Below are 13,555 nucleotides of genomic sequence, written 5' to 3' on the forward strand. Positions count from 1 at the left end.
GGCATGCAGGCTGAACAACTCGGAACTCACGACGCAACATCCCTCGCCGCCCTGATCAGGGGCGGCGAGATCACGGCGGAGGAGCTGCTCGATGCAACCCTCGCCAGGATCGACGCCAGCGAACCCCGGCTGAACGCCATCGCCGCCGATCTGCGGGACCGCGCCCGCCGGCAGATCGCCGCCGGATTGCAGGGGCCTTTCGCGGGCGTTCCCTTTCTCCTCAAGGATCTCGCGCAGGAGTACGAAGGCGCGCCGATGACGATGGGCGCCCTGCCGCTGCGGGGCAATGTCGCCGCCCGGTCCTCGCATTTCGTCGAACGCTGCCTCGCCGCCGGGCTGGTGATCGCCGGGATGACGACGGCGCCGGAACTCGGCCTCAAGGCGACCACTGAAACCCGCCTTTACGGCGCGACCCGCAATCCGTGGAATCCCGGCCATACGCCGGGCGGATCGTCGGGTGGATCGGCCGCCGCGGTTGCCGCCGGCTACGTTCCGATGGCCGGCGCGGGCGATGGCGGCGGGTCGATCCGCATTCCCGCCTCCTATTGCGGGCTGTTCGGGCTCAAGCCGTCCCGCGGGCGAGTCTCCTCGGGTCCGATGGCCGGCGAGATGTGGGATGGCGCGGTGGCGGACCATGTGCTGACCCGCAGCGTTCGCGATTCGGCCGCCATGCTCGACTGTCTCGCCGGCACGGCGGTGGGCGATCCCTTCATCATCCCGGCGCCGGCGCGCCCCTTCGCCGCTGAACCCGGTGCCGATCCGGGCCGGTTGCGGATCGGCTTCTCAATCCGCTCGCCGATCGGCGGGCGGGTCGCGCCGGAGATCACCGAGGCTGTCGCGGCCACTGCCCGCCTGCTCGAATCCCTCGGCCACATCGTCGAGGAGGCCGAGCCCGCGATCGACGGCAAGCTGCTCGCGCGCTGCTACATGGGCATGTATTACGGCCAGGTCGCGGCAATGCTTGCCCGGCTCCGGCGCGAGCATGGCAGCCGCGACCGGGATTTCCACCCCGACACACGGGCGATCGCCGCGATCGGGCGGGCGATGTCCGCCGGCGCCTATGTCGAGCTGCGCGAGCATTGGAACGGGTTCGCCCGCGCGCTCGGCGCGTTCTTCACGACATATGACCTCTATCTCACGCCGACCACCGCACTCGGCCCCGCAAGGATCGGCGAGCTCGACTCGCCGGCCCCCATCCAGGCCATCTCCCGGCTGATCAGCCGGGCCAATGCCGGTGGCCTGCTGATTCGCTCGGGCGTTGTCGAAGGGCTCGCCTTCCAGAATCTCGAACGCACGCCCTTCACCCAGCTCGCCAACCTGGCCTTCGTTCCGGCCATGTCGGTGCCGCTGCATCAGGGGGCCGACGGGCTGCCGATCGGCGTTCAGTTCGTCGGCCGCACCGCCGATGAAGCCACGCTGCTCCGCCTCGCCGCGCAGCTGGAAGCGGCATCGCCCTGGGCCGGCCGGCGGCCGCAAGGCAGCTGACCGCGCCGCGCCAGCGCCTTGACCAGACCGGCTCCGTGGCCGACATTTGGGGCATCAACGTGACAGGGCACGACATCTGATCCGACAAAGATGCTCTGTTTATCAATGTGGTAGAGCACTCCATCCGATCCATCAGGATCGGAAACTGCTCTAGAGCATCATCCGATCAGATGGAATCATCTGATCGGATAAAGATGCTCGACTTATCAATATGCTAGAGCACTACATCCGATCCAATCGGATCGGAAAGGCCCACACCGTGGTCGAAGGATCGGCCTGCCGTTTCCGGGCGTCGTCTGCTCGCAGTCTCCCGCAACGGCATGCCGGCCGAAGCCTCATGGAGACTGCGCATGAACGACTGCAATATGACCCTCGGCAATTCGGCGTCCAGCCAATACACGCAGGGTCAGAACGCCCATCCCGCCCGGCAGCACGCGGCGTTGCTGTCCGCCACGGCACTAACAAAAAATTGCGAAACGATAACGATCGATCCATCGCGCGCGATCCCGTCCGCCCCGCGGCGCGGGCGCTGTTCCGGCCCGGCCGTGGTTCGTGGAACCGCCGTTGATGTCGGGAGGTGCGGGGTATGACCCGTCATTCGGAAACGCTGTTCAGGCCGGACGCGCAGGCGAGCGATCCGCAATGGTTCAAGGACGCCATCATCTATCAGGTTCACGTCAAGTCGTTCTTCGACAGGAATGGCGATGGCGTCGGCGACTTTGCCGGGCTGATGGAGAAGCTCGACTACATCGTCGATCTCGGCGTCACCGCGATCTGGCTGCTGCCCTTCTATCCCTCGCCCCGGCGCGACGATGGTTATGACGTCAGCGGCTATCGTGCCGTCCATCCCGAGTATGGCACGCTGGGCGATGTGCGCCGCTTCATCGACGCCGCTCATCGCCGCGGCCTGCGGGTCATCACCGAACTGGTCATCAACCACACCTCCGACCAGCACCCCTGGTTTCAGCGCGCCCGCCTCGCAAAGCCGGGATCGAGCGCGCGCGACTATTACGTATGGTCGGACAACGATCAGAAATATGCAGGCACGCGCGTCATCTTCGTCGATCTCGAAAAATCCAACTGGACCTGGGATGCAACCGCCGGTGCCTATTACTGGCATCGGTTCTACAGCCATCAGCCTGATCTGAATTTCGACAATCCTAGGGTTTTTCAGGAAGTTCTCGGAATTATGCGGTTCTGGGTCGATCTCGGCGTCGATGGATTCCGGCTCGACGCCGTGGGCTATCTCGCCGAACGTGAAGGAACCGCCAATGAAAATCTCCCCGAGACCCATGCGATCCTGAAGCGGCTCCGCGCCGCGCTGGAGGCGCACGCGCCCGACCGCATGTTTCTCGCTGAAGTGAACCAGTGGCCCGAGGATACGCTGCCCTATTTCGGCGATGGCGATGAATGCCACATGGCGTTTCACTTTCCACTGATGCCGCGGATGTACATGGCGATCGCGCAGGAAGACCGGTTTCCGATTTCCGATATCATGCGCCAGACGCCGCAGATCCCGGAGAATTGCCAATGGGCGATCTTCCTGCGCAACCACGATGAACTGACCTTGGAAATGGTGACCGACAGGGAGCGCGACTATCTCTGGGCCACCTACGCGGCCGATCACCGCGCGCGGCTCAATCTCGGCATTCGCCGCCGCCTCGCGCCGCTGCTGGAGCGGGACCGCCGCCGCATCGAGCTGATGAACGGCCTGCTGCTGTCGATGCCGGGTACGCCGGTGATGTATTACGGCGACGAGATCGGGATGGGCGACAACATCCATCTCGGCGACCGCGATGGCGTGCGCACGCCGATGCAATGGTCCCCCGACCGGAATGGCGGGTTTTCCCGCGCCGACCCCGAAGCGCTGGTGCTGCCGCCGATCATGGACCCGGTTTCCGGCTATCAGGCGCTGAATGTGGAGGCGCAGGCGAAAGATCCGCATTCCCTGCTCAACTGGACCCGGCGGATGCTCGCCGTGCGCCGGCGGCATCGCGCCTTCGGCCGGGGCGGCATGCGGTTCCTGTATCCGGGAAATCGCAGGATACTCGCCTATATCAGGGATCTGCCCGAGCAGGACGATGCGGGAGAGACGATCCTTTGCGTCTACAATCTCGCGCGCACGGCCCAGGCGGTCGAACTCGATCTCTCGGCCTTTGCCGGCCGGGTGCCGCTCGATGTCATCGGCGGCTCGCCATTTCCGCCGATCGGCCCGCTCCCCTATGTGCTGACCCTGCCACCCTATGCGTTCTACTGGTTCAGCCTCGCGGCCGAAACCTCGATGCCGGGCTGGCGGGTCGAACCCTCGGAGCCGTTGCCGGATTTCGTGACCCTGGTGATGCGCGATGGCTTGCGGGATCTGGTCACGCCGCAAACCCTGCGGAGCCTGGAGACGGACGTGCTGCCGCCTTACCTCGCCCGGCGGCGCTGGCTGGCGAGCGGAGGCGGCGAGGCCGGCGATGTGTCGATCGCCGCGATGGACCATGTCGGGACGCCGGAGGGCGAGTTCCTGCTCTGCCAGGCCACACTGGCGCGGGGCGGGCGGGATGAGCGCTATTTCCTGCCGCTTGCAGCCGATTGGAGCGAGCCGCCCGCCGCGCCGATCGTGCAGCAACTGGCGCTGGCGCGCTTGCGGCAGCAGCGGCGTCTCGGCCACCTGACCGACGGGTTTGCCGTCGATTCCTTTGCCCGCGCCGTGATCGCGGGGATTCGGGAGGCGCGGTCGTTCCGGCTCGGCGCGGGCGCGCTCACCTTCGAGGCGACGGACGAGGCGACGGAGCGCGCGCGGGAAGTCCTCCCGGCGGACGATGCCGGAATCCGCAGGCTCTCCGCCGAGCACGCCAGTAGCGCGATGATCATGGGCGAGACCGCGATCATCAAGATCCTGCGGCGTCTCGAGGCCGGCGATCATCCCGAGGTGGAGATGCCGCGGTTCCTTGCCGCGCATGGATTCGCGCATACACCGGCGCCGCTCGGCGAGGTCGTGCTGACGGATGATGCCGGGGCGCGCTCCACCCTGGTGATCGTGCAGCACTACGTGCGCAATCAGGGCGACGCCCGGCAATACATGATCGATGCGCTGAGCCGCGCCGTCGATGATGCGGCGCACGCGGAGCTTGATGCGGCAGGGGAGGATGCCGCGCTGGCGCCGTGTCTCGCGCTGGCGGGCGCCATCGGGCGACGGCTTGCCGAGATGCACGCCGTGCTTGCCATGCCGCATTCATCCGCGGCCTTCGCGCCCCGAAGCGCCGGGACGGACGAGGCGGCCGGCTGGGCGGAATCGGCGCGCAGCCGGATCGCCGCTGCCTTCGCCGCCTTCGACGGCGCATGGCCGGCTCCTGGCCCCGGCGCGCAGGAGATCGTGGCGCAGCTGCAATCAACCCGCGCTTCGCTGGAAGCCGAAATCTTCCGCCTCGCCAGCGCGGGGGCGGGGATGCTAACAACGCGCATTCATGGCGATTTCCACCTGGGCCGCATTCTCGTCGTGCATGGCGATGCGCTGATCATCGATTTCGAGGGCGAGGCATCCATCCCGCTGGCGATCCGGCGCCGGAAAGCCTCGCCGCTCCGCGATGTGGCGGGCGTGTTATGGTCGCTCGATGACGCGGCGCTGACGGTCAGGCACGCCCGGCTCGCGAGCGGTGCCCGCCCCGCGCGGCGATGCGACGCCATTGTGGAGCGGTTTCGTAACGAGGTGTCAGCTTCCTTCACGCTGGCCTATCGCGCAAGTGAAGTGGCGGCACCGCATCGCTGGGTCGATGACAATGCGTGGGACGGCCTCGTCCGTCTGTTCCTGGTCGAGACGGTGGCGGATGCAGTTTGCCGCGAAGCCGCCCTCCGCCACGGCAGGATCGGCATTCCGGCCGAAGGCCTGGCCCGGCTATGCGGGCTTGCGCGGGAGGGAAGGCTTTCCGACGAGCCCGGTTTCGATTGACGATGTCGCGCTGATCGTGGCTCGCTCACGGCAATGGCGCACCATCTGATTGGATAAAGATGTTCTGTTTTTCAATATGATGGAGCACTGCATCCGATCCGCAAGGATCGGAAAATGGCCCAGATAACCGAAATGCAATCTTTGGTTGAAAAACAGGATATTGGCGGTTAAGGTGACTGCCTGAAGCCGTTGTTTGCGGCGATGCCCACTCGGGCCGGCTTGTTTGATTTTCTATCCCACCGTTGTGGGGAGGCTGATTTCGATCGAACGTCGTATTAAAAATATTTTCAACTGACCATTTCCGGGCTTTCCGATGAACCATGCATTCAAGCTGATCTGGAGCCGTACGCTGGGGATGCTGATCCCTGTGGCGGAGGTGATGCGGACGGTGGGGCATGGGGGGCGTCGGCTGAGCCCACGGGCATTGCGGCGGCTGGCGCTGCGACGGGGCCTTGCCGGCGGGGCGGGGGGTGTGGCGCTGGTGCTGGTCCCGGCGGTGGCGCTGGCGCTGCCGCAGGGCGGGCAGGTGACGGCTGGGGCGGCGAGCATCGCGCGCAGCGGCAACACGCTGACGGTCACGCAGACGAGCGGCAAGACCGCGATCAATTGGCAGGGCTTCAGCATCGGCGCCGGGCAGAGCGTGCAGTTCCGCCAGCCCGGGGCGAGCAGTGTTGCGCTGAACCGGGTGCTCGGCAGCGATCCGAGCCAGATCTACGGGCATCTGACGGCGAACGGGCAGGTTTTTCTGGTCAACCCGAACGGGGTGTATTTCGCGCCGGGCGCCTCGGTGGATGTCGGCGGGCTGGTGGCCTCGACGCGGGCGATCACCGATCGGGATTTCATGGCCGGCAAATATCATTTTACCGGCACCAGCACGGCGTCCGTGGTCAATCGCGGCACGATCAAGGCGGCTGAGGGCGGGTATGTCGCCTTCATCGGCGGGCAGGTGGACAATGCGGGGCGGATCGTTGCCCCGGGCGGGACAGTGGCGCTGGGGGCGGGCGGCACGATCGACCTGACACTGGCGGGCGGCAGCCTCGTGCATTTCGAGGTGAGCCGGGCGGCGCTTTCAGCCGAGGTGAAGAATGGCGGGGCGATCATCGCCCATGGCGGCGTGGTGCTGCTGAGTGCCGCGGCGAAGGACGCGCTGCTGCGGACGGTGGTGAACCAGAGCGGGATCGTCGAGGCGGGCAGTGCTGTGTCGCAGGGCGGGACGATCACGCTGCTGGGTGGATCGTCGGGCACTGTTTCGGTGTCGGGCCGGCTCGATGCGAGCTCTGCCACAGGCGCGGGCGGTGCGGTGGCGGTGAGCGGCGCGCATGTGGTGGTGGCGCATGGCGGGCGGATCGTGGCGACGGGTGCGATCCGCGGCGGGACGATCGCGGTGGGTGGCGGCGTGCATGGCGCGGGATCGCTGCTGCCGGCGCGGACGGTCACGATCGCCTCCGGCGCGGTGCTGGATGCGCGGGCGACGCGTGCGGGTGCGGGCGGCGTGGTGAGCGTGTGGTCGGATGTGAAGAACCCGGCCTCGGTGACGAAGGTTGCGGGCACGATCCTGGCGTCCGGCGCGGGCGGCGGGCAGGGCGGGTTTGTCGAGACCTCGGGGCATCGTCTCGACATCACCGGCGCCGCGGTGCGGACGGGCGGCGGCACCTGGCTGCTCGACCCGTATAATGTGACGATCGCCTCGAGCAACGCGAGCGGGACGGCGTTCAGTAGCAATTACAAGCCGGGTTCCGCCTCGACGATCCTGAACACGAGCATCGAGACGGCGCTGAACGCGGGCAACAAGGTCGTGATCCAGACGACGGGGACCGCGGGCAGCTCGAACGGCAACATCACGGTGAACGCGCCGATCGCGTGGAGCACCGGCGCGGGGCTGACGCTGAACGCGGCGGGGAATATCGCGATCAACGCGCCGATCAGCGCGAGTGGCTCCGCACCGTCCCTGACGCTGGAGTATGGCCAGTCGAGCGCGAACGGTGCGGGGGCGAGCTACAGCATCGCAGCACCGGTGAGCCTGCCGGGCAACGCGGGCTTTGTGACCCAGGCGGGCTCGTCGGGCGTGGCGATCAGCTACACCGTGGTCGATACCCAGGCCGCGCTGGAGGCGATCAGCGGCACCGGCAACTACGCGCTCGGCGCCAGCGTCACCGCGACCGGCACGAACAGCCCCATCCCCAGTTTCTCCGGCACGTTCGAGGGGCTAGGCAACACGATCTCGAACCTGACGATCACGGGCGGCAACAATGTCGGCCTGTTCGGAACGCTCGGCAGCTTCGGCGTGATCCGCGATGTCGGGCTGGTGGGCGAGAGTGTCACGGGAACCAGTCTCGTCGGCGGGCTCGTCGGCAATAACACCTATGGCGGGACGATCAGTGCTAGTTATGTAACCGGCACAGTCTCGGCAAGTGGCTACGGCGTCGGCGGCCTGGTGGGCGATAACGGCTATGCCGGCTCGGTCACTGCGAGTTTTGCAAGTGCGACGGTAACCGGGAGCAGCACCGATGTCGGCGGATTGGTGGGGTTGAATACCAACCAGGGCGTCATCAGCGCGAGTCATGCAAGCGGGAACGTCACCGGCACCGGCAATTATGTCGGCGGTCTTGTTGGTTACAATAACAGCGGCAACATTGCCGCGAGCTATGCGACCGGCAGCGTCGCAGGTGCCAGCAGCGATGTCGGCGGGCTGGTCGGCGTCCATTACAACGGCACCATCGCTGGCAGCTATGCCACGGGGCAGGTGACGGGATTTGCCAATGTCGGTGGGCTCGTGGGGTACAATGGTAGCGCGCTGACCGACAGCTACGCCGCGAGCATCAGCGTTTCCGGAAAGAGCGGCAATGTCGGCGGGCTGGTCGGGGATAACGCCGGCAACATCACCGCGAGCTATGCCGTGGGCAGCGTGTCGGGCAATGCCGATCTCGGAGGATTGGTGGGGTATAATATCGGGGCCATCGGTTCGAGCTATTGGGACACGACGGCAAGCGGGACGATGACGGGTACGGGCTTTGGCTCGGGATCGGGCGTTGCTGGTCTTTCAACGCAGGAATGGCTGACCCAGGGGCCGATTGCGACGGGTGTGTTCAGCAGCAGCACCTGGGTGGCGGGCTATCCCTATCCGGTGCTGAAGGCGCTGCCCTATGTGGTGGTGAATGCGACTTCGGCGCAGGCCACTTATGGAGATCAGACGCAGCCATCCTTCACGGTGTCCAGCGTTGCGAACCAGGGCGGCGTCGTCTCTGGTGTTGTGAACACCTCGGGTGTGCAGTTTTTTTCGCTCCCCGCTGCGACGACCTCGTCGGGCACCTATTTTGTCGGCGGCAGCGGCGCCAGCCTCGATAGAGGCCAGTCCGGCTATCAGATCACTTATGACGGCTCGTTGACCATCAAACAGGCTTCGCTGACGATCACGCCGGGCAACCAGTCAAAAACCTACGGCGAGACGCTGGCTCTCGGCACGACGGATTTCACCGCCAGCGGCCTGCTCAACAACGACACGGTGAGCAGCGTCACCCTGAGTAGCGCCGGCACGGCGGCAGCGGCTAGCGTCGCGGGTGGGCCCTACGCCATCACCGGGTCGAACGCGCAGGGAACGGGCCTGTCGAACTACACGATCAGTTACGACACCGGCGCGCTGACCATCAACAAGGCGGCAATGAGCGTGACGGGTGAGGTGGCGTCGAACAAGGTCTATGACGGGACGACCGTTGCCACGCTGTCGGGCGGGACGCTCGTGGGGGTGTTTGCGGCGGATATTGGCAATGTGACGCTGAGCGAAGCGGGCAGTTTTGCCGGCCCGAATGTAGGCAGTGGTATCACGGTGAAGGCGAATGACAGTCTCGGCGGGGTTGCTGCGGGGAACTACAGCCTCATCCAGTCGACCGGGCTTGCGGCGAACATCACGCCGGAAGCGATCACGGTGACGGCGTTATCGAACAGCAAGGTCTATGACGGGACCACGAGCGCCGCGGCGGCGCCGATGTTATGTAAACAATACGTCAGGCGTGATCGCGCAGGCGCCGCTGAGCGTGACGGGCGAGGTGGCGTCGAACAAGGTGTATGATGGCACGACCGTCGCCACGCTGTCTGGCGGAATGCTTGCGGGGGTGATTGCGGCAGATTTCGGCAAAGTCACGCTGAGCGATGCGGGGAGTTTTGCTGGTCCGAATGTTGGCAATGGGATTGCGGTGACGGCCAGCGATGCTCTCGGCGGGGTTGCGGCGGGGAACTACAGCCTCACCCAGCCGACCGGGCTTGTGGCGAATATCACGCCGGAAGCGATCACGGTGACGGCGTTGTCGAACAGCAAGGTCTATGACGGTACCACGAGTGCCGCGGCGGCCCCGATTGTGACGTCGGGGACGCTCTATGCGGTGAACACCGGAACGCTGGCGGAGAGCTACACAACGCCGACTGCGGGCCAGTCGCTAACCCTGGCGCCGACGCTTACGGGTCTTGCGGACGCAGCGGATTATGCGATCAGTTATGTAAACAATACGTCAGGCGTGATCGCGCAGGCGCCGCTGAGCGTGACGGGCGAGGTTGCGGCGAACAAGGTGTATGACGGCACGACCAGCGCCGCGCTGACGGGCGGAACGCTTGCGGGCGTGATTGCGGCAGATTTTGGCAAAGTGACCTTGAACGAAGCGGGTAGCTTTGTCAGTGTGCATGCAGCCAGTGGCATCGCGGTTCGGGTCAGTGACAGTCTCGGCGGGGTTGCTGCGGGGAACTACAGCCTCACCCAGCCGAGCGGGCTTGCGGCGAACATCACGCCGGAAGCGATCACGGTGACGGCGTTATCGAACAGCAAGGTCTATGACGGGACCACGAGCGCCGCGGCGGCGCCGATGATCGTGTCTGATATTGGCAATGTGACTCTGAGCGACGCGGGCAGCTTTGCCAGCGCGAATGTAGGCAGTGGTGTCGCGGTGCGGGTCAGCGACACTCTGGGCGGAAGTGCTTCAGGGAACTACACGCTGAGCCAGCCGACCACGCTTGCGGCGAACATCACGCCGGAAGCGATCACGGTGACGGCGTTATCGAACAGCAAGGTCTATGACGGGACCACGAGCGCGGCGGCTGCGCCGATCGTGACGTCGGGGACGCTCTATGCGGTGAACACCGGAACGCTGGCGGAGAGCTACACAACGCCGAATGCGGGCCAGTCGCTAACCCTGGCGCCGACGCTTACGGGTCTTGCGGACGCAGCGGATTATGCGATCAGCTATGTAAACAACACGTCAGGTTTGATCACGCCGGCGCAACTCGCTGTGACGGGCGAGGTGGCGGCGAACAAGGTATATGACGGCACGACCTCGGTGGCCCTCTCCGACGGGGTGCTGTCGGGTGTGATCGGATCTGATATTGGCAAGGTGACGCTGAGCGAAGCGGGCAGCTTTGTCAGCGCGAATGCGGGCAACGGGATTGCGGTCACGGTCAATGACAGTCTCGGCGGCAGTGCGGTGGGGAACTACGCGCTCATCCAGCCTGTCGGTCTTGTCGCTGACATAACGCCAAAAGCGCTGACGGTCACACCGGGCAACCTGTCCAAGACCTATGGCCAGACAGTTGATCTCGGCACGACCGACTTCACCGTCATCGGTCTGGTCCATAACGACACCGTCAGCAACGTGACGCTGGGCAGCGCCGGTGCGACGGCAACGGCCATGGTCGGCGCCTCCCCCTACGCGATCATCGCCTCGAACGCGACCGGCACGGGCCTGCCGAATTACACGATCACGTACGCCACCGGTGCGCTGACGGTGAACCCGGCCGCGCTGACGATCACGCCGGGCAACCAGTCCAAGACCTTCGGCCAGACGCTCGATCTCGGCACCACCAACTTCACCGCCACCGGCCTGCTCAACAATGACAGCGTGACCGGCGTGACGCTCGCGAGCACCGGCGCGGCGGCGGCGGCGGCGGCTGTGCCGGTGCCCTATGCGATTACCGGATCGGCGGCGGTTGGCCAGGGGCTCGGCAACTACACGATCAGCTACGGCACCGGGTCTCTGACGGTCACGCCCACCACGAGTGCTGCAACCAGCGGCTCCGCGCCGTCGAGCAAGGTGCAGAGTGTTCACATCTCCGTCTGCACCACGGGCTCGCTGGCCAGTTGCGTGGGGATGACGGTGTCGGGCGTTGGCGTCAACCTGTCGGGGCAGACGGTCTCGATCACGACATTTCCACCACCCTGGATGATCTCCGGCCTCAGTGAGCCTCGCCTCCAAGCGACGCCATCGCGTCGGGGTTGAGGAGCACGATGAGAACCATGTCGAACTTGTCGCGGGCGGTGCTATGTACGGCGCTGGGCGCGGCTGTGAGCCTGCCGGCGCTGGCTTCGGTAACGGGGGCGCCGCCAGCGGGCGGAATTTTGCATCAGCTGGCGCCGGCGCCGGTATTGCCGGCGCTGCCGGGGGCCGCGATCCGGCTCGCCCCCGCTTCGGGCCAGCATCTGCAGTCAAAATTGCGGATCCCGGTCAGCCGGATCGAGATCGAGGGGAATCACAAGCTGCCCACGTCGCTGCTGGCGGCATTGGTGCGCCCGGTGGAGGGGCGGACGGTCTCGCTCGATCGCCTGCAGACCTATGTCGCGCGGATCTCGGCGGCCTATCACCGGCGCGGTTATCTGCTGGCCTTTGCCTACCTGCCGCCGCAATCGATCCGGCATGGCGTAGTGCGGGTCGCGGTGGTCGAGCCGCGTTATGACGCGGTCACGGTGTCCGGGGCGTCGCGGTTCCGGGTGTCGCAAGCCCGGCGGGTGATGGGGGTGAAGGCGGGTGAGGCGGTGCGCCTGTCCCCGCTGAACCGCGGCCTGCTGCTGCTCAACCGCACACCGGGGGTGCGTGTGGAGGGCGCGCTGGTGCCGGGCAGCACGCCGGGCACGACCACGCTGCGCCTGACCCGGCAGGATGGGAAGCTGCTGGGCTTCAGCCTGTCGCAGAGCAATGCGGGCAGCCGCTATACCGGTGCGGAGATCACCAGCGTCACGGCGCGGGTGAACGATCCGTTCGGCTATGGCGGGGCGCTGTCGCTGAACGGGGCGATCTCGGGGACGGGCAATCTGCGCAGTGGCGGGTTCGAGGTCGATACGCCGGATCTGTGGAACGGCGTGCAGGCCGGGCTGTATGGCTCGGCAACGGATTACCGGCTTGGCGGCGCGTTCACCGCGCTGGACGAGGTGGGACGGGCGACGCAGTTCGGCGGGTATGTGAGCGATCCGGTGCTGCTGGGCCCGCGGCGCGTGGTTGAGCTGCGGCTGGATGTGCTGGAGGCGGTCTATGCGCAGTCGACCCGCAGCACCGCGACGACGGCGCGGCAGACGATCCCGCAGGAGCGGCTGAGCGTCTCGGGGCAGCTGGCGGACCGGTTTGGCGGGGCGACGGCGGCGAGCCTGAGTCTGACGCATGGCAATCTGTCGATCGGCCCCGCGGCGGCGCGGGCGGCGGGCGGGTTCGAGGTGCTGCAGGCGCGGCTGCACCGGGCGCAGTCGCTGCCGCTGGGGCTGAGCCTGACGCTGGACGCGCAGGCGCAGCTCGCCTCGAAGAACCTCGACAGCTCGCAACAGCTCTATCTCGGCGGGCCGTATGGGGTGATGGCCTATCCGGTCAGCGCCGGCGGGGGGGATGAGGGGTATCTGCTGTCCGGCGGGCTGTCGCATATCGTGCCGGTGCCTCATCTGCCCGGGGTGCTGACGGCATCGCTGCTGGCGCAGGCGGGCACGGTCTGGCTGCACCACACCGCCTATCCCGGCGCCACCGGCAAGCCCGAGCAGAGCGAGGCGGGGATCGGTTTCGGTCTCGACGAGCGCTGGCGCGGCATCAACCTCGATCTGACCTACGCCCACCAGATCGGCGCCAACAGCGCCCCCACCATCTCCCACGCACGCGATCAGCTGCTCTTCCAGGTCACCTTCAGCCGATGAACGGCGAAAGCCGGGCTGCTGTCCCGGACCTGAAAACTATCGGATTGCAGGGAGAGGCTCGGTTTATCAGTATGATAGAGTACTACATCCGATCCGAAAGGATCGGAAAGTGCTCTAGGCTCTGGACTCAACTGATCCATGATGTGACGGCGAGGACGAGGCAAATACCAGCGAGGAAATTTCGTGCGGTTTTGTCATATCGTGTGGCG

5 protein-coding genes are annotated in these 13,555 nt (G+C 66.1%); all 5 read left to right on the plus strand.

Annotated features, from left to right (window positions below):
• Positions 1-3: 3 nt before the first annotated feature.
• The 5 genes from B7Z76_RS09125 to B7Z76_RS09145 all read left to right on the plus strand — a co-directional run bounded on the left by B7Z76_RS09125 (position 4) and on the right by B7Z76_RS09145 (position 13,346).
• Positions 4-1,485, plus strand: coding sequence for an amidase (locus tag B7Z76_RS09125; protein ID WP_291343494.1), 1,482 nt, complete (start codon positions 4-6; stop codon positions 1,483-1,485).
• A 586-nt stretch (positions 1,486-2,071) separates the two neighbouring features.
• On the plus strand, positions 2,072-5,419 hold the full coding sequence (treS, locus tag B7Z76_RS09130; protein WP_291343496.1) for a maltose alpha-D-glucosyltransferase: 3,348 nt from the start codon (positions 2,072-2,074) through the stop codon (positions 5,417-5,419).
• Positions 5,420-5,732: 313 nt separating this feature from the next.
• Positions 5,733-9,485, plus strand: a complete 3,753-nt coding sequence (locus B7Z76_RS09135) for a filamentous hemagglutinin N-terminal domain-containing protein (protein WP_291343497.1) — start codon at positions 5,733-5,735, stop codon at positions 9,483-9,485.
• Positions 9,427-11,676 (plus strand): YDG domain-containing protein, encoded by a 2,250-nt coding sequence (locus B7Z76_RS09140; RefSeq protein WP_291343498.1) that lies wholly within the window; start codon positions 9,427-9,429, stop codon positions 11,674-11,676. Before B7Z76_RS09135 ends, B7Z76_RS09140 begins: the two co-directional genes overlap by 59 nt.
• Positions 11,677-11,693: 17 nt before the next feature.
• Positions 11,694-13,346, plus strand: a complete 1,653-nt coding sequence (locus tag B7Z76_RS09145) for a ShlB/FhaC/HecB family hemolysin secretion/activation protein (RefSeq protein ID WP_291343499.1) — start codon at positions 11,694-11,696, stop codon at positions 13,344-13,346.
• Positions 13,347-13,555 lie beyond the last annotated feature (209 nt).

The sequence above is a fragment of the Acidiphilium sp. 20-67-58 genome (assembly GCF_002255515.1).
Classification (GTDB): Bacteria; Pseudomonadota; Alphaproteobacteria; order Acetobacterales; family Acetobacteraceae; genus Acidiphilium.

What these genes read in the sequence shown, in the direction of transcription:
- B7Z76_RS09145 (WP_291343499.1), top strand. Translation starts at nt 11,694, where the DNA reads ATGTCGAACTTGTCGCGGGCGGTGCTATGTACGGCGCTGGGCGCGGCT.
- B7Z76_RS09135 (WP_291343497.1), top strand. Translation starts at nt 5,733, where the DNA reads ATGAACCATGCATTCAAGCTGATCTGGAGCCGTACGCTGGGGATGCTG.
- treS (WP_291343496.1), top strand. Translation starts at nt 2,072, where the DNA reads ATGACCCGTCATTCGGAAACGCTGTTCAGGCCGGACGCGCAGGCGAGC.
- B7Z76_RS09125 (WP_291343494.1), top strand. Translation starts at nt 4, where the DNA reads ATGCAGGCTGAACAACTCGGAACTCACGACGCAACATCCCTCGCCGCC.